22 protein-coding genes are annotated in these 23602 nt (G+C 30.6%); 8 read left to right on the top strand and 14 right to left on the bottom strand.

Translation table 11 applies throughout. From position 1 onward, the window contains the following. Positions 1–96: 96 nt before the first annotated feature. The 3 genes from CLCOS_RS01490 to CLCOS_RS01480 all read right to left on the bottom strand — a co-directional run bounded on the left by CLCOS_RS01490 (position 97) and on the right by CLCOS_RS01480 (position 2504). Positions 97–993, bottom strand: a complete 897-nt coding sequence (locus CLCOS_RS01490) for a deoxyribonuclease IV (RefSeq protein ID WP_013238681.1) — start codon at positions 991–993, stop codon at positions 97–99. A 127-nt stretch (positions 994–1120) separates the two neighbouring features. After that, positions 1121–1984, bottom strand: a complete 864-nt coding sequence (locus CLCOS_RS01485) for an EamA family transporter (protein WP_063599961.1) — start codon at positions 1982–1984, stop codon at positions 1121–1123. A 73-nt stretch (positions 1985–2057) separates the two neighbouring features. Further along, the gene (locus CLCOS_RS01480; protein ID WP_023161678.1) at positions 2058–2504 is read right to left on the bottom strand and encodes a helix-turn-helix domain-containing protein; all 447 of its coding nucleotides are present in this window, start codon (positions 2502–2504) and stop codon (positions 2058–2060) included. Positions 2505–2741: 237 nt separating this feature from the next. Here CLCOS_RS01480 and CLCOS_RS01475 point away from each other — a divergent pair, with 237 nt between their 5' ends. Further along, a complete protein-coding gene (locus tag CLCOS_RS01475; RefSeq protein WP_063599962.1) occupies positions 2742–3275 on the top strand; it encodes a nitroreductase family protein in 534 nt (177 codons plus the stop codon). A gap of 358 nt (positions 3276–3633) precedes the next feature. Here CLCOS_RS01475 and CLCOS_RS01470 read toward each other — a convergent pair whose 3' ends face one another. The 5 genes from CLCOS_RS01470 to CLCOS_RS01450 all read right to left on the bottom strand — a co-directional run bounded on the left by CLCOS_RS01470 (position 3634) and on the right by CLCOS_RS01450 (position 9779). Then, positions 3634–4500: an SDR family oxidoreductase gene (locus CLCOS_RS01470; RefSeq protein ID WP_063599963.1), complete on the bottom strand. Its 867-nt coding sequence runs from the start codon at positions 4498–4500 to the stop codon at positions 3634–3636. Positions 4501–4758: 258 nt separating this feature from the next. Next, positions 4759–5643, bottom strand: coding sequence for an ADP-ribosylglycohydrolase family protein (locus CLCOS_RS01465; protein WP_063599964.1), 885 nt, complete (start codon positions 5641–5643; stop codon positions 4759–4761). 10 nt (positions 5644–5653) lie between these two features. Beyond that, positions 5654–7660 (bottom strand): methyl-accepting chemotaxis protein, encoded by a 2007-nt coding sequence (locus CLCOS_RS01460; protein ID WP_082853468.1) that lies wholly within the window; start codon positions 7658–7660, stop codon positions 5654–5656. A 267-nt stretch (positions 7661–7927) separates the two neighbouring features. Further along, positions 7928–8587, bottom strand: coding sequence for a GTP pyrophosphokinase (locus CLCOS_RS01455; RefSeq protein WP_063599966.1), 660 nt, complete (start codon positions 8585–8587; stop codon positions 7928–7930). 304 nt (positions 8588–8891) lie between these two features. After that, entirely contained in the window at positions 8892–9779 is an 888-nt protein-coding gene (locus CLCOS_RS01450; protein ID WP_082853469.1) for a DUF2225 domain-containing protein, read from the bottom strand. Between the two features lie 225 nt (positions 9780–10004). Here CLCOS_RS01450 and CLCOS_RS01445 point away from each other — a divergent pair, with 225 nt between their 5' ends. Both CLCOS_RS01445 and CLCOS_RS01440 read left to right on the top strand, forming a co-directional pair. Continuing rightward, positions 10005–10583 (top strand): TetR/AcrR family transcriptional regulator, encoded by a 579-nt coding sequence (locus CLCOS_RS01445; RefSeq protein WP_063599967.1) that lies wholly within the window; start codon positions 10005–10007, stop codon positions 10581–10583. Between the two features lie 100 nt (positions 10584–10683). Continuing rightward, the gene (locus CLCOS_RS01440) at positions 10684–12126 is read left to right on the top strand and encodes an MDR family MFS transporter (protein ID WP_063599968.1); all 1443 of its coding nucleotides are present in this window, start codon (positions 10684–10686) and stop codon (positions 12124–12126) included. Positions 12127–12178: 52 nt separating this feature from the next. On the opposite strand, the gene CLCOS_RS01435 is transcribed toward CLCOS_RS01440, so the two are convergent. The 6 genes from CLCOS_RS01435 to CLCOS_RS01410 all read right to left on the bottom strand — a co-directional run bounded on the left by CLCOS_RS01435 (position 12179) and on the right by CLCOS_RS01410 (position 19072). After that, positions 12179–13198, bottom strand: a complete 1020-nt coding sequence (locus CLCOS_RS01435; RefSeq protein ID WP_063599969.1) for a sensor histidine kinase — start codon at positions 13196–13198, stop codon at positions 12179–12181. Continuing rightward, positions 13195–13869 (bottom strand): response regulator transcription factor, encoded by a 675-nt coding sequence (locus CLCOS_RS01430; RefSeq protein WP_063599970.1) that lies wholly within the window; start codon positions 13867–13869, stop codon positions 13195–13197. The genes CLCOS_RS01435 and CLCOS_RS01430 overlap by 4 nt, the downstream gene beginning before the upstream one ends. A gap of 25 nt (positions 13870–13894) precedes the next feature. Next, positions 13895–15790 (bottom strand): FtsX-like permease family protein, encoded by a 1896-nt coding sequence (locus CLCOS_RS01425; RefSeq protein WP_063599971.1) that lies wholly within the window; start codon positions 15788–15790, stop codon positions 13895–13897. Continuing rightward, positions 15777–16544: an ABC transporter ATP-binding protein gene (locus CLCOS_RS01420; RefSeq protein ID WP_063599972.1), complete on the bottom strand. Its 768-nt coding sequence runs from the start codon at positions 16542–16544 to the stop codon at positions 15777–15779. Before CLCOS_RS01420 ends, CLCOS_RS01425 begins: the two co-directional genes overlap by 14 nt. A 30-nt stretch (positions 16545–16574) precedes the next feature. After that, a complete protein-coding gene (locus CLCOS_RS01415) occupies positions 16575–18554 on the bottom strand; it encodes a serine hydrolase domain-containing protein (protein ID WP_063599973.1) in 1980 nt (659 codons plus the stop codon). Positions 18555–18847: 293 nt separating this feature from the next. After that, positions 18848–19072, bottom strand: coding sequence for a hypothetical protein (locus CLCOS_RS01410; protein ID WP_430392606.1), 225 nt, complete (start codon positions 19070–19072; stop codon positions 18848–18850). Positions 19073–19212: 140 nt separating this feature from the next. Between CLCOS_RS01410 and CLCOS_RS01405 the strand changes: the two genes are divergently transcribed. The 5 genes from CLCOS_RS01405 to CLCOS_RS01385 all read left to right on the top strand — a co-directional run bounded on the left by CLCOS_RS01405 (position 19213) and on the right by CLCOS_RS01385 (position 23575). Next, the gene (locus CLCOS_RS01405; RefSeq protein WP_242866865.1) at positions 19213–20364 is read left to right on the top strand and encodes an alpha/beta fold hydrolase; all 1152 of its coding nucleotides are present in this window, start codon (positions 19213–19215) and stop codon (positions 20362–20364) included. Next, entirely contained in the window at positions 20354–20848 is a 495-nt protein-coding gene (locus CLCOS_RS21270) for a hypothetical protein (RefSeq protein ID WP_242866866.1), read from the top strand. Before CLCOS_RS01405 ends, CLCOS_RS21270 begins: the two co-directional genes overlap by 11 nt. 250 nt (positions 20849–21098) lie before the next feature. Further along, positions 21099–22073 (top strand): methionine ABC transporter ATP-binding protein, encoded by a 975-nt coding sequence (locus CLCOS_RS01395; RefSeq protein ID WP_063599976.1) that lies wholly within the window; start codon positions 21099–21101, stop codon positions 22071–22073. After that, positions 22063–22722 carry a methionine ABC transporter permease gene (locus CLCOS_RS01390; protein ID WP_063599977.1) on the top strand — a complete coding sequence of 220 codons (660 nt, stop codon included), beginning with the start codon at positions 22063–22065 and terminating at the stop codon, positions 22720–22722. The genes CLCOS_RS01395 and CLCOS_RS01390 overlap by 11 nt, the downstream gene beginning before the upstream one ends. A 22-nt stretch (positions 22723–22744) precedes the next feature. Continuing rightward, the gene (locus CLCOS_RS01385) at positions 22745–23575 is read left to right on the top strand and encodes a MetQ/NlpA family ABC transporter substrate-binding protein (RefSeq protein ID WP_063600031.1); all 831 of its coding nucleotides are present in this window, start codon (positions 22745–22747) and stop codon (positions 23573–23575) included. Positions 23576–23602: the final 27 nt, after the last annotated feature.

The following is a 23602-nucleotide window of genomic DNA, read 5'->3' as shown; positions in this document are numbered from 1 at the left end:
GTAAATAATAGAATTATTGTAATATATAAATTATAACATATAATACATATATTTTTCCCATATATGTGATAATTTATTTAGGGGAGAATTATATTATCAATTTGTAAATATATCTTGTTTAATATTTTCATTAAACTTTTTAGCTTTAAGCATAGCGATTTCATATTTATAGGGAGGTCTTTTTTCACCTTCAGTATTTGCTAAATAAGGTGTTTCTAAAATTTTAGGAACATCTTTTAAATCTTCATGATTTGCTACATAAGAAAGTGCATCAAATCCAATGCTGCCAAATCCAATCATTTCATGCCTGTCTTTTCTACTCCCTTTAGGATTTTTACTGTCATTTAAGTGAATTACTTTTAATCTATCTATACCTACTATATGATCAAACTCATTCAATATCCCGTCAAAATCCTCTGCTACATTATATCCGGCATCGTTAATATGGCAGGTGTCAAGGCAAACTGTAATTTTTTCGTTGTATTTTACTCCATCTATTATTTTTGCAATTTCCTCAAAATTTCTTCCACATTCCGATCCCTTTCCTGCCATCGTTTCAAGAGCTATCTGTACAGTTTGATCTCCAGTTATAACTTCATTTAATCCATTTACAATCTGTGCTATTCCAACTTCCGTACCTGCCCCTACATGGGCACCAGGATGCAGCACAAGCTGTTTTACTTTTTTTATAGCAGAAGACCTCTCTATTTCTTGTCTTAAGAAATTCACTCCAAGTTCAAAAGTAGCAGGCTTTATACTATTTCCAATATTTATTATATAAGGAGCATGAACTACTATTTCATCAATACCATTTTCATTCATCTTTTCTATTGCTTCATCAATTCTAAGCTTTTCTAAAGGTTTTCTAGAAGTATTTTGAGGTGCTCCTGTATAAAACATAAAAGTATTTGCACCATAAGAAAGAGCTTCTTTTACAGAACCTAAAAGCATATCTTTTCCATTCATTGAAACATGTGAACCTATCTTAAGCATGTAATCACCTTTTTCCATAAGTATTTTTATTAAAATTTATACCCTAAGCATTTCTAATACATAATTATACTACAAATCTCAATTATTGTACCAAAAGGATATGTAAATCTATCTTCACAAATGTAAACTATTTTATCAAGAGTACTAAAGTACCTATTACAATTATTATTAATCCCCAAAATGACCTTTTCGTAAGTTTTTCTTTTAAAATAAAATATGAAAATACAATTGAAATAACAATACTCAATTTATCTATAGGTACAACTACGCTTGCAAGACCTTTTTGCAGCGCTCTGTAATAGCAAAGCCACGAAGCTCCTGTTGTAATTCCTGAAACACAAATAAACAAGCAGCTCCTTTTATCAATATTTTTAATTTCATTTTGTTTTTTCGAAACAAAAACTACTGCCCACGCCATAATTAATACAACAATGGTTCTGATTGCAGTTCCTAAATTTGATTCAACTCCACTGATTCCCACTTTTCCAAGAATTGAAGTTAAACTTGCAAACACCGCTGACAGCGCAGCATAAAATAACCATCTGCTATCTACAATTTCTTTGTTTTTCACTTCCTTCTTAGTTATCATCATATATGTGCCTATTCCTATAGCACACATACCAATGAATTTTATCCAAGTAATCTTTTCCCCTAATAAGATAAAAGCTAAAATCATAGTTAATACTGTACTTGATTTATCTATTGGTGTTACTTTATTTACATTCCCAAGCTGAAGGGCCTTAAAATAACAAAGCCATGAAGCTCCTGTTGCCAGTCCTGACAATATCAAAAAAAGTAAACTTTGTCCACTTATTTGATAAATCGTATTTTTGGAACCAACAATAAGAACTATGAGCCATGAAAAAATTAATATAGCAATAGTCCTGATTGCAGTTGCCAGATTAGAATCTGTTTTTTTTATTCCGATCTTAGCTAAAATAGCTGTAATTCCAGCAAAAAATGCTGAACCAAATGCAAATAATACCCACATTAGAATTTCCTTCTTTCTACTTATCCTATTGCTTATACAAAATAATCAACATCTATAATTTTTGATATATAGATTATTTCTTATTGGATTCAAACCTTGAATTTTCCCGCAAATCCCAGAACACTTTAAATTCCAGTTTTTCAACTTCTCTCTGCTGTTTATAACTGATACGCAGCGTGGAATTATCAGGAACTTCTATATCTTTGTCAAGTTGTTTCAGAATTGATTTTATTTTATAACCATGCTCCTTCACTGTTTTCAGCGTTTCATCAATTTTGTCAAAGAGAGCAGTAGACTCACCCGAAATATCCTCTGAAACAATATATCGTTCATTTTGATTGATGTAATCCATAGAATCTCCAGACGCAATCCAATTTATCAATGCCTGTTTGTTGAAGCGCCATTCACGCCCGATTTTTCTGGCAGGAACATGTTCTTCACGCAATAATTTGATTAAAGTTTTTTCGCTGACTCCTAAAAAATCAATAGCCTGTTCAAGGTTTAATATATTGTTGTCCAAAACGTAACACCTCTCCTTTATTACTTACCTTTTAATAACATTATAGTATAGGTGAACAGCTATATCAACTCAAACTGAATTTAGTATGAATATAACTGAATTTAATTGCTATATAGTATTAATATAATTAATCATTTCTGAAAAAAGGGAAAACTCTAAATGTAAATATATCTTGACAAACGTAAACTATATTATTATAAAGGACTTAAATGAACAAATTATGAAAGGGATGTATTTATGACTGATTATTTTGATTTAATCAAGCAACGTGAAAGCTGCAGAAACTATAAAGAAAAAGAGGTAGAAAAGGAAAAGTTAGTTGCCTGTATAGAAGCAGCTAGAATTGCGCCCTCAGCTTGCAATGGTCAACCCTGGAGATTTATTATTGTAAATAATAAAGACCTGTCACCTAAGGTTTCTAAATGTCTTCAAGATCTAGGAATGAATAAATTTACAGATAATTGTCCTTCATTTATTATTGTACTTCAAGAAAAAACAGATATTAAAGCTAGAATTGGTGGTAAAATTAAGAATCAAGATTATGCCCCCATAGATATAGGAATTGCAACTGCTCACATATGTCTAGCAGCTACGCAGCAAGGACTATCTACCTGCATTATGGGTTGGTTTAATGAAAAAAAGCTTAAGGATTTACTCAACATACCAAATTCTAAAAGAATTAGGCTTGTCGTAAGTGTAGGATATTCTGCAGATACAACTCTCCGCAGTAAGGTACGTAAAAATATAGATGAAATCGCTCAATTTATCTGATGTCTACCTACTGTAACACTCCCACTCACTCTGTGAAAATAACTATCACCAAATCAAAGATTTGGGATATCTGCTTTTCTATCAAAGTGGAAGATATTAGAATTCTTAGTCTTCAGCGATTTAGATTTCTTATGCTGTTCATAATAGTAGCTACGCACCTAAATAAGTTCTTCTAAGGTTCTTAAATCTAATTCTTCTCATTTAAATAGAGCTGAGATTTTGTTCTCAGCTCTGGGGGTTTACCTGGTTTTTGTTTGAGTTTTGGATTGGTGGAATTCCTACCCAAATAGCAATTTCGCCAAAGTTTAGTGGGAATAATCAATATTTGATGGGAATCGGTAAAGTTTAGCAGGTTAATTCAACCATTCACTACTTCTCCTCCATTTACATGAATCGTCTGACCTGTAATATAAGATGCATTTTGAGAAGCTAAAAATACATAAGCTCCTGCACATTCCACAGGCTGACCTGCTCTTGCCATTGGCATATCCTCACCAAACTGGGAAGTTTTTGTTTCATCAAAGCAAGATGGTATAAGCGGTGTCCAGATTGGCCCTGGCGCAACTGCATTTACCCTTATTCCAGTCTTCCCTTTTGCAAGTGCAGTAGATAATGATCTAGTAAAAGCTACTATTGCACCTTTTGTCATAGAATAATCTATAAGTGTGGCACTTCCTTTAAAAGCCACTATAGAAGCTGTATTTATTATACATGCTCCTGATTTTAAATAATTCATTGCTGCCCTTGTCATATAGAAAGTCCCATATGCATTGGTTTTAAAAGTTCTGTCAAATTGTTCATCTGATAACTGCTTTATATCAGTACATTCATATTGGACAGCAGCATTATTAACTAGTATATCTATTTTCCCATATTCACTTATGGTTTTTTCTACAACGCTATTGCAAAAATTTACATCACTAATATCACCTGTTATAAGTGTGCACTTTGTTCCCTTGGTTTCCACAAGTCTTTTAGCTTCCTCAGCATCTTTTTGTTCATTTAAATATACAATTACTACATCTGCACCTTGGCTGGCATAAGCTATAGAAACAGCTCTACCTATCCCGCTGTCACCACCTGTAATTATTGCAGTTTTCCCTTTTAAAAGGTCTCCTTTTCTATTATACACAGCATCATCACATATAGGCATAGGATTCATTTCATACTGAAATCCCGGATGATGATTCTGATGCTGCTTTGGAAAAGATGTTGGAAAATTCATATTTACTCCTCCTTCGATTTACTATTTATTATTTATCCGATGGCTACCAGCCATAATACCTCCATCGCACTCTGTGAAAGCGACTATCACCAAATCAAAAATTTGGGATATCTGCTTTTCTTATAAAGTGGGGGATAACGGCTGCTACGCCCCTGGATAACGATTTCTAAGTTTCAGATGGAGAAAAAACTCCACCTGAAACCAAGAACTCTGTTTATATAAACTAGTATTTTCAATTGAGGAGAAAATATTTATATATTAATTATAGGTGCTATTTATTTTTTCTCCAATACTCATTAATTTATCTTTTACCTCTATCTTATTTTTCCATCTTTCAGGAATACTGTCATATCCATAATAGGTACCTGCAATTCCCCCTGCAACTGCAGCCACAGTATCAGCATCTCCACATAAATTTGCAGCCTCACATACTGTGTCTTCTAAATTTGAATTGTTCATAAAACACCAGAGTGCACACCTTAAAGTGTCAACTACATATCCTGAAGGTATAAGTTCTTCTTTTTTCATATTCATTACATCTTTATAGTCTTCACTGCTGTCAATTGCCTCTGTAATAGTGCCTTCCTTATCCTCTCCATTTAAATATTTATAAATAATGGTATTATATATTACACAGGCATCTGCTGCTTTTTCATCATAATGTGTCATTTTAGATTGCAGCCTGCTTATATCTATCATTTTGCTGTAATCTCTGTAATATAATGCAACTGGTATACATCTCATAATGGTCCCATTTCCAGCCGTCCTGCCTTTGGATATATGATGTACATAAAATGAGGCCTCTTTCCAATTGCTAGTTTCAATGTACTTTTTTATAGCTAGCTCACAAGTCATCCCTATATCCTTAGGATCACTATTGTACCATTTTACAAACCTATTACCTATAGATTCAATAGGACATTCAGGATTTTCAAGTATTCCTCCTGCTACACATAAAGTCATCATGGTATCGTCTGTAACCTGACCAGGCTTCAACTTCCAATGGCCTCTGCCTATAATGTCTTTTAGATACCCATACGTTTTGCGTCCTTCTTCTTGAGATAAAAATTCCAAAGTTGCCCCTAATGCATCTCCACAGGCTACTCCAAATAATCCTCCCAAAAGTTTATTTAATCTTTCCATATTAGCACCTCTATACTTTAAATTTTGAAACTATGCCCACTAATGAGTCAGATTTTTCTTTTGCTTTTTCAGTTAATTCTACAACGTGTCCTGCCATTTTAGTTATGTAAGAGGTTTCCCCTGCAATATTTTGAGCCCCACTTGCCTGTTCATTTCCACTATCGGATATCTCTTGCATTAGTTTTGATACATTTTGAACTGATACAAGAAGTTCATGAGAAGTAGTGCTAAACTCTGTTACTATATTATTTACGTCTAAGAAATTCTTACTGGATTCTTCATGAGATTCTACAATTTCATTGTAATCAGGCAAAATATTTTTATCTATAAATTCCAATATTTCATAAGCACTAGATGATAAATTATCTACCACTTCTAAAATAGTTTTTGTAACCTGCTGTATTCTATTAACAGTATCTTTAGAATCATCAGAAAGAGTTCTTATTTCATTTGCTACAACTGCAAAACCCCTACCTGCTTCTCCTGCTCTAGCAGCTTCAATAGACGCATTTAGCGCTAATAGATTAGTATCTTCCATAATATCAAGAATTGCTGAGGACAATTCATTAATCTTAGAAACATCTTCTGATTTCTTAATGGCATCTTCCAAACTTTCTTTTGTATTTTTGTATATGCTCATTATACTCTCCCTGGATTTCATTGCTTTTTGTTTCATTTTCTGTGATGCACTGCTTGCATTTGAAACACTTTCTGAACCATATTGTGCCTTTTTCGATATAGATTCTGCATCCTTTTCAATTTCCCTTGATATTGCACTTATTTCCTCAGTAGATGCTGCGGTTTCCTCAGTAGTATCTGACAGCTGTTCTGTAGTTGCAGATATCTCCTCTATGCTTTTATTAAGATTCTCCATTTCCACATTAATTTGTTTCATATTTTCAGTTACATTAGAAGATTCTTCTATTATATTCCTAATTATATTTCCCTGACTTTCCTGCATATTCTTTACTGCAACCGCAAGCACACCTGATTCATCTTTCATTTTTAACAACTTTTCAGGTATCGGCATTGTAAAATCACCAGACGCCACTATTTTTAAATGCTTTGTAATTACATTTATAGGTTTTGATATAAGTGAAGTAATGAAAAATGCTATTAACACACCTATTAATACAAAAATAATAGTTGTAATTACCTGAAAGATTTCATTTTTTGTGAGGCTTTCCATAACTTCAGATTTGGGTACAGATATTCCTAAGGACCAGTTGGTACCTTTTACAGGTGCATACCCTATATATTTTTTTGTTCCATCTCTATAAGTATACCCATCTGCACCACTCTTTCCCTCCATCATATAGGTTTCAAATTTCATTAGTTCCTGCAAGCTTGGATCCTTTTTACTTTTTTCAATTACATTTTCCATTTTACGTACAAGGGATATATCTTTATTTGCTACTGTATGTCCAGTTTTACTTATCATGAAAGTTGTTCCAGTTTTACCATACTTAATATTATTAGTTAATTTACTCAATTCACTTCCATCACGTGTGGCAATTAAAACTCCCTTAACTTTACTACCATCTTTAATAGAAACAGCATAAGACATAACAAGCCTATTATCTGCCTTTCCTAAAACCGGATCTGAAACTGAACTTTTTCCTTGAAGTGCTTCTTTATAATTCTCTCTATCGTATAAATTTGCCTTTACTCCATCTGTAAATGTAACATTACCATTAACATCTCCTATACCCATACTTATATGTCCACTTCTCTGTACCTCATCTTTTAAAATATTTAATTTTTGATCTATAGATAATACATCACTTTTTATATAATAGTTTCCTGCCAGCCCTTCCATTACATCTAATTGTCCCTCAATTTTAGTTTGAACAAATTTTGCAGATTGCTGAGCCATTTGAAGCAAGGATTCAGTAGCATTTGAAGCTAACGTATCATAAGATTCTATAAAAGATACTGTACCAAGTCCTATGCACATAATTAAAATCAATATTCCAAAGGATACAGCCATTTTTGTCTTAATACTCTTAAAGTACAAATTAATTCCTCCCATTCCTAGTAAAGTAATTTTGTTTAAATTGTATATTAATTAATAATTATTGTTACTTACATTGTACTACAAATTAATAATTTTTCAACAATATATTTAAAATGGGTAGGAATTCACCATCAGAAAAAGTCTTAAATCTATCTTCTGGTAGTTAGTAACCTCTATTATGTTCATATTTAAGCAATAAATAATATAGTGTTAATCAACATAAGATGGAGTTTAAAACCCCACCTTATGCTAAGATTCTATTTAAAATTAATTTAATCTCTCCAATTCCTGTTGTATATTCTGCATCTTAATATCTGTTTTTGATATAACATCTGCACATTCCTTTAAATCACTCTTTATATGTACTGGAGCCTTCCCTGCTGTTTTATAATATAATTTATGTTCCAAGCTTGCCCAAAAATCCATAGCAATAGTCCTTATCTGTACTTCTATTCTCACTGGTTCTACATGGTTTGAAAAGAATATAGGAATTTCTAGAACCATATGAAAACTTCTATATCCATTTGGTTTTGGGTTTTTAATATAATCCTTCTCCTTAATCAAAGTTATATCATCCTGTCTTTTGAGCATATCTGCAATTTCATATATATCACTTACAAATGAACAAATAACTCTTATGCCTGCTATATCATTCAAATTCTTCTTTGCCGATTCAAGTGTTAGTTCCAAACCCTTTCGCTTAAGTTTTCCTATTATGCTTCTAGGTTCCTTAACTCTAGATTTAATATATTCTATGGGATTTCTTTTCCTCTTTACTTTAAATTCTTTATCTAATATTTCAAGTTTAGTCCTAACTTCTTTTATAGCAGAACTATAACGCATCATAAAAGATTGCAATTTTTCTATTCCCTCATCAATATCCACTGATATGTCTAAAGGTAGTTCAATAATTTCTGTGGATTCCATTATAAATATTTCCCCTTTCAAAAACTCACTTTAAGTTCAGTTCATTCACATAATACTACAGTTTATGAAATCATAAAAGTATTTTAGTCATTTTTCACTTTATGTTAATATTTATCCGATGACTACCTGCTCTAATACCCCCCCTTCTTCAAGGGGAGTAAAGAGCAGCTACGTCCCTGGATAACGATTTCTAAGCATCAGATGGAGTCAAAACTCCATCTGATACCAAGAACTCTGTTTATATATCTAATAGGCGGACTAATTTACAAATTTATGAGTTAAACGGATGGTTTGTTACATCCGTTTAACTAAAAAATCTTGAAAAAAATCCTTTTTTAGGTTTTTGATCTTCTTTTGAAATAACCTCATCGTTATTTAGTTCATCAACACCCTTTTCCAATTGTTCAGCTTCTTTTATTAAATCTCTTTGCTCCCTAGTTCGATCCTTAAGCTTTGAAGGGACTCCATGGGTTGTTATTACCTGGCTAAACCATTTTAAACTTTCATCATTATTTCCCAATCTTCTATTCAATTCACCAATAATGTACATAGAAGTAAACTTATCCATGTTATATAATGGAAACGCTTCATTAAAATAAGCATAGTTAAACCCTTCTAAAGCCTGTCTTAAAAATACAGTTTCATTTTCAGAGTCCTCTAATATTCGATACATCCAGGCTAATTTTAAGCAGTTCATTGCCTTTTTACTAGCTTTTGCACCTATCACATAATAATTTAACAAAGAAAGTTTAAACCTTTCTATAGCTACATTCACATCATATACCTCTGGGTAAGATCTAGGCTGCCACTTTGGTCTGATTTTTTCTTTTACTAGATCAATTTCAGAATCTCTAATTTTATTAAAGTCCCTTTTCATTGCGGCATATCCACATTTGTCGCAAACCCATACATCATAAAAATAAGGATTTATAACATCAAATATAATAAATGAATCAGAATCTCTTTTTAAAATTCTCGCAGCTGAAGTTTTAACTGCTCTAGCTTTAAAATCATTATCACAAACCGGACATGTAATTTCACAATCATATAATAATTTTTTTTGTTTTTCTTCATCCGTTAATTGAAGCGTTTCCTCTTTTTCTATTTCTTCTTTTTTTGTATGGTACAAATCTATTCCATCTATATCATCAAATCCTAAATCTTCTAAACCAGAAAATATATTTTTTGGCACTAGAACATCACCTTCATCATCTAAAAAATTTTATATAAGTATTATATCAAAAAAAGCAATTAAATTAAATTATATCAACCTGTGCCATGAAGATTAATGTCAAATATCCTTGTAAGTAATGGTAATCAATTCAAAAATCCGAAAAATTATCTTGACATAATTAAAATTGTATTTATAATATATATGTAGACCAGTCATTATATTATAAGGAAGGAAATTACTTCAATGAAAAATAAAACTTGCTCAAGAGAAAAAATACTTACAGCAGCATCAATGCTTTTTCAAGTTAAGGGATATAACGCTACAGGATTAAGTGAAATTTTAAAAGAAAGTGGCTCCCCTAAAGGTTCTCTATATTACTATTTCCCAGGTGGAAAAGAAGAATTAGCTTTAGAAGCTATAAAACTTGCCAGTGAAGCTATTCAAAATAAATTGCAAGCTACATTAAATGAACACTCAAATCCAATTGAAGCTATTCAATCCGTAATTAAGAATATAATAGAAGATTTAAAAATGGATGGAAAACTAAAAGATATTTCTTTAAGCCTTATAGCTTTAGAAACTTATTTGTCAATTGAATCTTTGAGAAAAGCCTGTGAATCAGCTTTTCTAGATATACAAAACATATATACTAAAAAGTTAATTGAAGGTGGATTTTCTAAAGAAACTGCACAGGAATTAGGTATTTTTATTCAAATTATAGTTGAAGGAGCCATTACAGCATCAGTTACTGAAAAAAACCCTATTGCTCTTTTGACAGTTAGTAAACAAATCGGTATTTTATTGAATTCATACATAAATTAAAAAACTTGCGAAGCTTTACTTCGCATTATTTTTTAAATATTCATTTACGCTCTTAATATATAGACCGGTCTAGAAAATAGATTTGAGGAGATTATAATTTATGGAATCAAAAAAAATTTATACAGAAAAAAAGCCTAGGTACAATGCAAAAGCAATTATGTTTGTATTATTACTTGGAAGTTTCATAGCACTATTTAACGAAACTATATTAAATGTAGCATTTCCCAAATTAATGGTAGAAATGCACATTACAGCTACTACAGCACAGTGGCTTACTACTGGTTACGTACTAGTAGTTGGAATTCTTGTGCCAGTTACAGCTTTTCTTATTCACACTTTTACTACAAAGCAACTATTTTTAAGTGCAATGATATTATTTTTAATTGGGACTCTATGCGCTGTATTTTCTAGCACTTTTACAGCACTATTAATTTCAAGAATAATTCAAGCATTAGGCACTGGTATGCTCATACCTATTATGATGAATTCAGCTCTAATAGTAACACCACCAGAAAAACGTGGTTCAATAATGGGATTATGTGTTTGTATCATCACATTAGGGCCTGCACTTGGTCCAGCGGTTTCTGGTTTACTTCTGCAGCACTTTAGCTGGCATTCATTATTCATTCTCTTAATTCCGATTTTATTGATTTGTATTATTGGAGGTTATATTTATTTAGAAAATATCTCTGTGATAACAAAACCTAAAATTGATTGCTTATCCATACTGCTGTCAACTATAGGATTTGCAGGCATTATATATTCAGTAAGTTCAGCTGGTAATTCAAACTTATTATCTACTGCTGCTATTTTTGTAATTGGATTTATAGCATTAATTTTCTTTGGGAAACGTCAGTTATCTTTAAAACAGCCAATACTTGAAATACGATCATTTAAACATCCTATATTTACAATAGGTGTACTATTAATTATATTAATGCAAATGTTTAACTTTTCAATAAATGTCATATTACCTTTGCTGCTTCAAAATGGCTTAAAAACATCTTCTTTTACGTCAGCAATGGCTATATTACCACCTATTCTTGTGGGATGTGTATTAACTCCATTTGTTGGTAAGATTTATGATAAAATAGGCGGAAGTATACTGATTCCATTAGGTTTTCTAGTAGCATGCATTTTTACTTTTGTACTATCACGTATTTCACCGTCAACTCCTATAAGGACAATTACTCTTATATATTGTGCTATAATGGTGGGAACATCTATGTCTATGTCAACTACCCAAACAACTTCACTTAGTGAATTATCAGGTAAAAACCAAGCAGATGGTGTTGCTATAGTAAATACTGGAATGCAAATAGCTGGTGCTTTAGGTTCAGCTCTATTTGTGGGTGTTATGACAGCTTATCAAAATATCTACTTAAAAAATATGAATATTGGGACAGATCCAAGTAGTCAAGTAAAAGCAATATACAGCGGCTTTAATCATTCTATAACAGTTGCTGCTGTGCTAATTGGAATAGGTTTCATGTTATCTTTAATTCTTAGTAAAAAAAGTAGAACAAAGAATAGTGTAAAATAATTACACTTTTACCTAACAAGAAAATTACAGATAAACCCTGTAATTTTCTTGTTTATGAAATATACTTACTTAACTTGGGAAAATGGATTGAAACTTCAGTGCCTCTTCCATATTCAGATTCTATAGCTATATAATGCCCTAACTTTCCTGCAAGTTTTTGGCTTATGTAAAGCCCCATTCCAGTTGAATGCCGCTTTACCCTTCCATTGTAACCTGTAAAACTTTTTTCAAAGACTCTTGCAATATCTTCTCTTTTTATTCCTATGCCATTGTCTTTTATATATAAAATTTTTTCCTTTTCTTGTACTTTTGTATATATATGTATACCTCCATCTTTAGGGGTATATTTTATGGCATTATCTAAAATTTGTTTTATTATAAATTCAAGCCATTTATAATCGGTATCAACCTCTACATCTAGATCCTCTATGTTCAATTTTATGTTTTTATTTATAAACCAGGATACCTCACTTTTTATACTTTCCTTTACTGCAGTTTCAATTTTAACATTATCTATTCTGTAATCTTTAGAAAAATCATTTATTCTGGAATAAAACAAAGCTTTTTGAACATAATCTTCTACTTTTTCTATCTCCATTTCTATTCCATATAATGTCTTTTCATTCTCACTGCTTAAATTATTTTCAATAATTAGTTTAGATGCAGCAATAGGCGTTTTTATTTCATGAACCCAGGTAGTTAAAAATTCAACACTTTCATTGTTATTATTAATAAGCCCTTCTATTTGTAGATTAGCATTTTCATACACCTTATTAATTACATCAAGATAAAATTTTTGTTCATAATTCATTGGAGAAGGTAAACTGTGAATCCACTCTAATCCTTCCTTAGGTATATTTCTAATTTTGTTCATATTAAATCTAATTAAACTATAATCAATTACAAGATATATTATAAAAAGTAAAAAAGAAACTATAATTAAATATTCTGCATTAGATTTTAACATTTTTATAGAACTATCAAATAAAATCATTCCGCCTATAAATACCATGAGTATGGTAAAAAAAGCAATTAAATTTCTCCTATCTTTTAAATATTCTCTTAAACTCATACTATATACCCCATACTTTTTTGGGTCTCAATGTAATTAGGGAGGCCAATATTCTTAAGTTTCTTTCTGAGTCTTGCAATATTTACAGTCAAAGTGTTATCATCAACAAAACTTTCATCTTGCCACAGTTCCCTTATAATCCTATCACGACTTACTATAGTACCTCTATTTTTCATAAGTATGTGTAGAATTTTAAATTCATTTCTAGTAAGTTGAACGTTATTACCATCATACATAACTGTATCATCTTTTAAATTTAATATCAGTCCTTTGTGTGTAATTACATCTGATTTTGAATCATTAAAATAAGAATAAGTTCTTCTTAAGAGTGCATTTACCTTAGTTAGTAATATATTTATTGAAAAGGGTTTTGTAACATAATCGTCTCCTCCCATATTTGTTGCTATTATTATGTCCATTTCTTCGGTCCTAGAAGATATAAAAATTATAGGAACTTTTGAAAGCATTCTTATTTTTCCGCACCAATAAAAGCCATCATAAGCTGGCAGGTTTATATCTAAAAGCACCAGATCTGGTTTATATTTAACAAATTCTTCTATGACCTTATTAAAATCTTCAATTCTTTTTCCCTCATATCCATGATTTCTCACAGCATTAAGTATTTCTTCTCCTATAACTTCATCATCTTCAATTACAAGTATCTTAAACATAGCACACCCCAGTCTTTAAATATCCTTATTCTTTTTTACAAACAATATTTGTATAGGAATTTACAGTTACTATATAATATACAAAATACATAAGTATATATCCCAACATTATTATTATACAATAATTCATTATTCCTTCATTCATCAATCTTTGAAATACTATTAAAGCTGCTGTGCTGTGACAAATAGCAATTATTAAAGGCATTCCAAACGTTACTGATAATTGCTTCTCTATGGACTTCTTTATTTCCTGCCTGTTCATGCCTATTTTTCTTAAAGTTGAATACCTTCTTTCATCATCAGATGCCTCCATCAATTGTTTAAAAGATATTATACTACCTGTTGCTAAGAAGAATAATATTCCTAAGAACATTCCAATAAAAATTAAAATAGCTCCACCTTTATAAAATCCCTGATAAGAGTCATAATAAGAATCTACACATATGTCTTTCGGTACTTCCATACTCAACTTTTTTGTAAGTTCCTTTGATTTTTCTGGATTTTGTACTATATATCCATTCATATTAGTAATTTTATTTTGAGAACTTATACCTTTAAAGACTTTGTCTGAAACAACAATTGTACTTGCTGCTACAGTAGGACTTACTACTTGTACATCTGTAGATTTTATAATTGTAAAGTTCATTATTGAATTTTCTAATTTAACTGAAACCGTATTATGTAAATAGTTATGCTTTTTACTGCTTCCCTGACTTGTTTGAATGAATAAGCATTCGTTGCCTTTTAAGTTCACCTTGTTTCCCCTATTTTTTATTGTAATTACATTATTATAATCACTTTGTGATATGATTTTTCCTTCAAAATCATCTTTATTTAAAATAGGTAGATTTACTTTTGCACTTATGAGTTTTAAATTATTTCGTGAGATCAGTTTATTATCATATTTATTTATCGTATCTTCAATTTTTTTATTTAAAGAGCTATCTGCATTAACAAATTCATAAGAAAAGACCATATTCTTTCCCATATCTTTTTCTGTAGTTTTATAAAATGAATACGATGCTGCAACAGAAGTTAAGGTTACTGCACTTAAGAGTGCAATAACAGAAAGAGTTTTTGCATTACTTTTTATCCTATAGAGTATTTGTGATACAGATATCATATTTTCTCCCCTATAGTAAACACTTCTATTTCTCTTAATAGCTCTTATAAAGATTATAATGAAGCTGCTAAAAAGAAAATAAGTTCCTATAGACACTAAAATAACTATTGGTATTCCAATCTTCACTAACTGCATTGTAGTTTTATCATATGTCATAATATATCCTGCTGCAATAAATACCAAAGATAATATTGATGTAATTAATGAAGTATTAGGCTGCTTTTCTCCTTCTTTTTGTGATGACAAAAGTTCTATTAGCTTGTATCTATATATTATGCTGTAACTATGAAAGGAATTTAATAGGAAAAGTATGCAAAATACTACAATAGTTATTTCAAAAGCTTTAAGTGAAATGATAAATTTTATATTCAAAGTTTCCTTCATAAGATAAATTAGCATAAGTGAAAAGTATTTAGAAAACATTGTGCCTAGTACTATTCCACATAATATCGCTAGAGCTCCTATAATTAAGTTTTCATAAAATAACATTTTTGCAATCTGTTTTTTCTCCATACCAACCATAGAATAAATTGCTATTTCCTTTTTTCTTCTTTTCAAGAAAAAACTATTCGAATACCATATGAATACAAAAGAAAATAGTGCAACTATACCCGCTGAAGCTTTGAATATAGCTTTAACTATAGGCTTATTATCTGATAGTCTCATAATCACCTCATTAAAGGCTATAGAAGAAAATATATAAAATATCATAACAGAAAAGACAGCACTTATTAAATACATAACATAATTATTAAAGTTTTTCTTAACATTATTTACAGCCAGACTAATGAAGGTCATTTACTCCACCTCCAAGTACTGCTAAAACTTTTAAAATTCTGTCAAAGAATTCCTTTCTATCTCCACTGCTTCTTATTTCAGTAAACAATTCTCCATCTTTTATAAATATAATTCTTCTGCAAAAACTGGCGGCAAAAGCATCATGAGTTACCATCAAAATTGTAGCTTTTTGCTCTTTATTTAATTCGCTCATACAGCCAAGCAATTCCCCTGATGACTTAGAATCAAGAGCACCCGTTGGTTCATCTGCCAGTATGAGTTCTGGATTGATTATTATAGCTCTAGCTGCAGCAGCTCTCTGTCTTTGTCCCCCAGAAACTTCATAGGGATATTTATTAAGTATCTTACTTATACCTAATGCAGAAGCTATTCTTTCTGCCCTTTCGTCTATTTCACTAGCCTTTACTTTAGAAAGTGCTAAAGGCAGTATTATATTTTCCTTCAAAGTTAAAGTATCAAGCAAATTATAATCTTGAAAAATAAATCCCAATTTTTTTCTTCTAAATCGCGAAAGCTTAGGTTCTTTTAAATTAACTATATACTGGTTACCTATTTTTATGCTTCCTGAAGTGGGTGTGTCTATAGTTGCTATAACATTTAGTAATGTGGATTTTCCTGCTCCAGATGGTCCCATAATGCCGACAAACTCTCCTTTTTCCACATCAAAACTAACTCCATTTAATGCCTTTGAAACACTGCCCCATGAACTTCTACCATATATTTTTTTTACATTTTCAACAGTCAATACCTTCATAATAATCCTCCCAGTTTGCACTTATATTTTCTAATACTTAAATCCAAAAAGATTCCAATAATTTAAAAACCACATATATAATATTCCTGTAAGATCTACAATGAAATAATATAATCTAGTTTGTAATTTACTGTTTTTCTTCATCCAGTCCATTACTATAAAAACTAAAAAGAGTAAGTTTAAAATTAAACTCAATATTGGCACACATAGTAACAATTTGGCACCCACACTTATACCATATCGTGTTGGTTCTCCCAGTACGAATAATGCTGCAATAAAGAAAGTAATATTTAATAAGCTTATTACAAAAGTCATGTAAAAATTAGTTTTTTTCAAAGGATTTGTCTCACCATTTTTCTTCTTTATTGTATTATAAATTATCCTTCCAATAGAGAATATAACTACAATTAAGAATATTATTAAAGAAAATAAAGTTACTCCTATTTGCACGTCTGAAAGTTCATACCAGTTAAGTTTTTCATAAGTACCATGCCAGCTGTCCTGCTGCTGTGCTAAGTAATAAATTTTTCCAGCTTTATTCTTCTTAAATATAACATACTCTCCTGTATCAGCTCTTTTAAATACCAATGGTTCTATTTCTTTAAGAGTTGTGCTATATTTATTTCCAACGAAAACATCTTTACCTGTTAATGTTAAGGCTTTTCCATCCTTTAAGCTTACAGTGACATCCTCTCCTTCTGGAAAGGCATCCCCTTTATGAAAAGTACTTACAGGGTTTTCACTAAATCTATAAGTGCCTATAAAATCCTTTAGATTGCTTTTTGATGTATAATAAGGCTTTTTATTCTTTGCTTCTTCTTTCTTTGGAAAATATTTTGCAACCATTTCTGACACAATTTCATCTGGTAGATTATTCATTCCTTGATTTATAGATATAAAAACTCCTAAATTTTCATCTGGAAATAAAGTCATACCACTGTATATATTATCTGGTGAATATCCTGGATGCTCAATTGCCCTATACCCTTTTACATATTTTTCATTAAACCCATAAGCCATTCCAGGCAATCTCTTATCAAAAGTTGCATGCTGACTGTGCATATCAATAGCTGTGCTTTCTTGTAAAATTCTTTTATCCCTATATGCTCCATTATTAAGCTGAGCTATCATAAATTTAGCCATATCTTCAGAAGTTGATATTATACCACCAACAGCATAATTATTAAAATATCCTTTCAATAGTTCAGCTTTAACTATCTTGTCATTCTCATAATTGTAACCACATTCCAAGCCTTTTGGATTCATATCTCTATTTAATGTTGAATTGCTCATTTTAAGTGGTTTAAATATATTATCTTCAATAAAATTATTAAGGGGTTTTCCAGAAACTCGCTCAACAATCCCACCCGCTAACGCTGCATCATAGCTGCTGTAATTAATGACAGTTCCAGGCTCTCTTACTACTTTAGGTAGATGTTTTTTTAAAAAATCATTCATAGGAAGTAAATCTCTTTTATCTTTTGACAAATCTGCTATTCTATTATCATCTATACCAGATGTATGTGTAAGAAGTTCTTCCACTGTTACTGGATTTGAATATTTATTTTTTAAGGTATATCCTTTTAAATATTTATTTACATCAGCCTTCAAATCTACCTTACCTTGTTCAGAAAGCTGCATCATTGCCGTATAAGTAAAAAGCTTTGATACCGATGCTATTCTTACTAAAGTTTTATCAGGTGTCACAGGTACTTTATTTTCTAAATCAGCATATCCGTATCCTTTGCTAAAAATAACTTTTCCATCCTTAACCACAGTAATAACTGCTCCTGGAACATGTTCTTCCTTCATCTTTTTCTGAAAAGTATTATCCATAAATACTTTCAAATCATCTTTATTACTTAACAAGTTATCACTTGAATTAGATTCTGCAAAGACTGTAACGTTGCTTCCAAAACATATTATAAACATTGATATAATTGCAAACATCCGTTTTATTAACTTATTTTTCAAGAAATTTATATTTTTTTTAAATCTTTCATAACACATGCTCATGTTCCTCCATAGCTTTAACATATTAAGAAATTAACTAGTATTTTTCTTAATATTACTTATTTAAAGTTTCAAGTTTAGAACTGTACATATTCTTTAACTTCAACCTTTAAATAAATTATAAAAAACATCCTTAACATGAGCCATTTATCTACCTTACAATATTTATTAAGCAGCATTACATTATTGTAAGGTTGAGAAGACGATAAAAAAAGGCCATCTAGTTAAAGCCCATATTTTATGAAAATATTGGCTTTAACTAGATGGTCCTTTATTTTAAAAACATTGCATTATTCACAAAGAAATTGCATACTTCCTTTTGGTGCCATTAGTCCACATTCTAACAAATCAGCTAATGCCTTTGTTTTATTATAAACTTGCTCATGAGTCCATGAAAATATGCCAGGATCAAATAAAAAACAATATGTAGACAATATAATCTCAGCAGTTTCCTCTGGCTTATCACACTGAAACAACTTTTCATCAACGCCTTGTTTAATAATAGTCGAAAAGATGATAACATAAATATATAAATTCGACCATTAGTCAAATCTATTATTAAGAAAAATTACTATGTAATTAGTTTGATTCATATTTTTGAGGAGTAACTTTTATGATACAGATAATTATTTTTTCAATACTTCTTATTTCAATTATGGGAACCTTTATAACAGAGCTTATTATTGGGATGTTGTGGATACTAAAGATAAGAAAAAAAGCTCCCTTGAATAACATAGTCTTAAAATTAAAAAGAAATACCGTAATTTTAGGAAGTTTATTTATATTGATACTTATATTAATAATATTTAGTTATTTTTCAACTGACACTCCCATAATTGTGGATAAGAACGGAAATCCCCTACCAAAAAGCATTGCTGAATTAAGAAAAGTACAATTAAATGGTAGACAAGAGTGGATTAGCATAAGGGGAGAAAACAAAAATAATCCAGTACTATTATTTTTAGCAGGAGGCCCTGGTGGGACTCAAATGGCTGCAGTACGCTATAATCTTCAAAAACTTGAGAAGAATTTTGTTGTTGTGAATTGGGACCAGCCTGGTTCTGGCAAATCCTATTATGCTGCAAATGTCAAAAATTTAAATGTAAATACCTATGTTCAAGATGGATATGCATTAACTAAATATCTATGTAAAACATTTAAAAAGGATAAAATCTATTTAGTTGGCGAGTCATGGGGAAGTGCTCTTGGTATCTTTTTGTCTGAAAAATACCCAGAAAAGTATTACAGTTTTGTTGGGACAGGACAAATGGTTGATTTCTCTAAAACAGAAGAATTAGATTACGAGAACGCCATTAAAATAGCTCAGATTAAAAATAATACTAATAAGATTACAAAGCTAAGATCAAATGGTCATCCACCATATTATGGAACTGACGTTACCTGGAAAAGTGCAGAGTATTTAAATTACTTAAGCTCTTATATGCAAAAAGACCCGGGAATATATAATTCTCATTTTAATACATGGAGAGATATTTCTTCATCGGAATATAACCTTGTAGATAAGATCAACTTTTTGTGGGGCCTTACTAATACATTCAATCATGTTTACCCTCAGCTTTATAGTATTGATTTAAGGAAAAATTATGCAAAAGTAAAAATACCAATCTATTTTTTTATAGGAAGGCGCGACATTAATGCTCCAATCTCATTAGTTGAAGACTATTATAATGTTTTACGTGCACCCCATAAGGAAATTGTTTGGTTTGAACACTCTGGCCATAGTCCTTGGATTAATGAAAGTGATAAATTTGTAAATCAACTGAATAAAATTTTAATTGACAAATAAACATGGTGCTACCGCATCTTCAATATTCATTGAGTTTCTATCTTCCGAAGATATTGCAAATACTCCAATTGAAGAACTTGTTGAATTCGTCAATAAAAAAAGTCGTAAATGGATATCAAATTCCAAAATGACTACTGAAGTTTTACAACAAGCTGCACGTGATTCATACCGTCTTGATAGATGTTTGTATGAACCATTAACAACCGCTATAACATGCTCTTTTAACTGCATTCAAGCTTTTGATAAAGAGCTTAAAGCTATTAACAAAGCTGGTAACCGTTATTTACGCTATTATTTGATAGAATCCGCAGGAAGCGTTGTTTGCCATATTCTTGAATATCAAGAGTACTATCAGAAAAAACTTGCTAAAATAACTATACACCATCACAAACGAGCACTCGCGTTAACATCTCGTAAATTAATTCGTATGATTTTTGGATTGCTGGCTAAAAATCAGCTCTACTTTTCAAATAGAGTAGATTAATATATATAAACTATACGAACATACATTCTTATCAAGGTTTTCGATTCTACCTTTTACGACATTAAATCTATTATTTTTTTAAATAGATTTAATTGTTTCTATAAATAAATTGCATTTGAATTCATGGTGTTTGCGATTTATAATGATATAAAAGATTTTTTGTTAATTTATTAAACTAATAGGCTATATATGTAATTTTATTTATATAAAATACGCGTATAGTAGAAACTTAAAGGGAGGAACATTCAGTTTGATTGAAATTTTTAATGTACATAAATCTTTTGGTGGTAAAAAGGTTTTAAAAAATATTAACCTTACAATAAATGATGGAGAGATTTATGGACTTATTGGAAGGAGTGGTGTTGGTAAGTCTACACTTCTTAGATGTATAAATGGTATTGAAACTTACGATTCAGGTTCCCTTAAAGTAGATGGGTTAGAAGTTAAAGACTTTAGTAACAAGGAATTGAGATCATTTAGAAAAAATGTAGGTATGATATTTCAACATTTTTCTTTAATGGAAAGAAAAACTGTATATGATAATGTTGCTTTACCAATGGTATGTTGGGGGTATAAAAAAGAAATTATAGACAAGCGTGTACGGGAATTACTTAAAATTGTAGATATTGAAGATAAGATGTATCTTAGACCTAGAGTTTTGAGTGGGGGGCAAAAACAGAGAGTAGCAATAGCTAGAGCTCTTTCTCTTAACCCTAGGAATTTGCTTTGTGATGAAGCTACTTCTTCATTAGATCCAAAGACCACATCATCAATATTGTCTCTTTTAAGGAAAATAAATGAAACACTAGGTATAACAATAGTCTTAGTAACACATGAGATGTCTGTAGTTAGACAGATTTGCCAAAAAGTTTCTATTCTCGAGGACGGAGAAATTTCAGCTTCAGGAGATGTTAGCGATATATTTTTAAATAAACCTAAAGCTCTTAAAAATCTTCTAGGAGAGGAATTTGAAGAAATGCTTCCAAGTGAAGGTGTAAATATTAGAATTCGTTACCTGGAAGACAGTGTAAATAAAATGGTTTTATCCGAAATAGCAAGGATTCTTAATATAAATTTTTCTATAGCATCAGCAAAACTAGATAAATATAGAGACAAAGTGCTTGGTTCCATCGTGATAAATACTAATAGAGAAAATTTAAAAGTGGTAACAGAATTTTTAGAAGGAAAGTCAATTGCATGGGAGGTAGTAAGCAATGGGCATTGATTTTTCAGATCTTATTTTCAAGATTATCTTTCCTGAACTTTTAAGAACATTGCAAATGGTATTTTTAACCACAATATATGCTACAATTTTAGGTTTCATCTTAGCAATTATATTAATTGTAGTATGTAAAGATGGTTTGAAATCTAATAAATATATTTATGGTGTATTAGACACATTGATAAATATAATAAGATCTTTTCCTTTTATAATCTTAATGGTAACTATTATACCTTTTACAAGATTTATTGTAGGTACTTCTATAGGAGAAAAAGCTGCAGTTGTTCCACTTACTATTACAGCAGCTCCATACATAGCTAGAATTATAGAATCTTCTCTCAAAGAAGTTGATAAAAATCTTATTGAAGTTGCCAAATCCTTTGGAGCATCTAATTTTCAAATTATTTTTAGAATAATGATTAGTGAGGGATTGCCTTCTATTATAGCTGGAATAACATTAGCAACCATATCAATACTTGGTGCAAGTGCAGTGGCTGGAACTGTAGGTGCTGGAGGGTTAGGAGCAATCGCAATTACATATGGTTATCAAAACTTTGATGAGACAATAATGTATGGTACAGTATGCGTTATTATAGTGTTAGTTCAAATTATTCAATCATTAGGAGGCTTTTTATATAATAAATTAAAGTAAACAAATGAAAGAAGGATTAATAATGAAAAAAAGAAAAATAGCTTTATTGGGTTTATTATTGATATTATCAATATCACTTGCAGCTTGTGGAAGTAAGACTCAATCAACAACATCAAATAGTAGCACAAAAAGTAATAAAACATATACTGTAGCTACAACGGCATTGTTTAAAGATATTTTAGTTGCAGCACAACCTGATTTCGAGAAAAGTGGTAATAAGCTTGTAATTAAGGTTTTTGATGATGCAATAACTCCAAATGTTGCTTTAAAGGAAGGAAGTGTAGATGCTACCTTCCATCAAAATGAACCTTATTTAATTACATATAATAAACAAAAAGGAACTGATCTTATTAAGTTTGATAAAGGTTTAGTTACTACTTTCTATGGAGTATATTCAACTAAAATAAAAAGTCTGAATGAACTTAAAGATGGAGCAAAAATATCTGTACCTAATGATGCATCAAATGAGGGAAGAGCATTAAAATTACTTGAAAGTAAAGGTTTAATAAAGCTAAAAGCTGGTGTAGCTTCACCAACAAAAATAGATATAGTAGAAAATAGAAGAAATCTTCAAATAGTAGAAATGGATGGATGGAGTATTATTAAAGCTTTGCCAGATGTAGATTGTGGTGTAACTTCATCAAGTGTAGCTGTGAAATGCAATATAGATCCTAAAAGTGCTATAGCTATAGATGATTCTTTAAAGACAAGAAAATATTCTATAATATTAGTAGTTAATAAGGACAAATCAAAAGATCCACTTGCAAAATTACTTCAAGATTCTATTCGTACTAAAAATGTAAAAAAGGCTCTGCAAGAAAAGTACAAGGGTGCAATGGTTCCACTATTTTAATAATTGAAGAAAAAGGTTGTAATAATA

The organism is Clostridium coskatii, assembly GCF_001675205.1.
GTDB classification, from domain to species: Bacteria; Bacillota; Clostridia; order Clostridiales; family Clostridiaceae; genus Clostridium_B; species Clostridium_B ljungdahlii.
The sequence above is the reverse complement of the archived record's forward strand: the minus strand, read 5'-3'. Positions and strand labels throughout refer to the sequence as shown.

What these genes read in the sequence shown, in the direction of transcription:
- CLCOS_RS01390 (WP_063599977.1), top strand. Translation starts at nt 22,063, where the DNA reads ATGGGCATTGATTTTTCAGATCTTATTTTCAAGATTATCTTTCCTGAA.
- CLCOS_RS01430 (WP_063599970.1), bottom strand. Translation starts at nt 13,869, where the DNA reads ATGTTTAAGATACTTGTAATTGAAGATGATGAAGTTATAGGAGAAGAA.
- CLCOS_RS01470 (WP_063599963.1), bottom strand. Translation starts at nt 4,500, where the DNA reads ATGAATTTTCCAACATCTTTTCCAAAGCAGCATCAGAATCATCATCCG.
- CLCOS_RS01405 (WP_242866865.1), top strand. Translation starts at nt 19,213, where the DNA reads ATGGGAACCTTTATAACAGAGCTTATTATTGGGATGTTGTGGATACTA.
- CLCOS_RS01485 (WP_063599961.1), bottom strand. Translation starts at nt 1,984, where the DNA reads ATGTGGGTATTATTTGCATTTGGTTCAGCATTTTTTGCTGGAATTACA.
- CLCOS_RS01475 (WP_063599962.1), top strand. Translation starts at nt 2,742, where the DNA reads ATGACTGATTATTTTGATTTAATCAAGCAACGTGAAAGCTGCAGAAAC.
- CLCOS_RS01435 (WP_063599969.1), bottom strand. Translation starts at nt 13,198, where the DNA reads ATGAGTTTAAGAGAATATTTAAAAGATAGGAGAAATTTAATTGCTTTT.
- CLCOS_RS01440 (WP_063599968.1), top strand. Translation starts at nt 10,684, where the DNA reads ATGGAATCAAAAAAAATTTATACAGAAAAAAAGCCTAGGTACAATGCA.
- CLCOS_RS01420 (WP_063599972.1), bottom strand. Translation starts at nt 16,544, where the DNA reads ATGAAGGTATTGACTGTTGAAAATGTAAAAAAAATATATGGTAGAAGT.
- CLCOS_RS01385 (WP_063600031.1), top strand. Translation starts at nt 22,745, where the DNA reads ATGAAAAAAAGAAAAATAGCTTTATTGGGTTTATTATTGATATTATCA.
- CLCOS_RS01490 (WP_013238681.1), bottom strand. Translation starts at nt 993, where the DNA reads ATGCTTAAGATAGGTTCACATGTTTCAATGAATGGAAAAGATATGCTT.
- CLCOS_RS01425 (WP_063599971.1), bottom strand. Translation starts at nt 15,790, where the DNA reads ATGACCTTCATTAGTCTGGCTGTAAATAATGTTAAGAAAAACTTTAAT.
- CLCOS_RS01415 (WP_063599973.1), bottom strand. Translation starts at nt 18,554, where the DNA reads ATGTGTTATGAAAGATTTAAAAAAAATATAAATTTCTTGAAAAATAAG.
- CLCOS_RS01445 (WP_063599967.1), top strand. Translation starts at nt 10,005, where the DNA reads ATGAAAAATAAAACTTGCTCAAGAGAAAAAATACTTACAGCAGCATCA.
- CLCOS_RS01455 (WP_063599966.1), bottom strand. Translation starts at nt 8,587, where the DNA reads ATGGAATCCACAGAAATTATTGAACTACCTTTAGACATATCAGTGGAT.
- CLCOS_RS01465 (WP_063599964.1), bottom strand. Translation starts at nt 5,643, where the DNA reads ATGGAAAGATTAAATAAACTTTTGGGAGGATTATTTGGAGTAGCCTGT.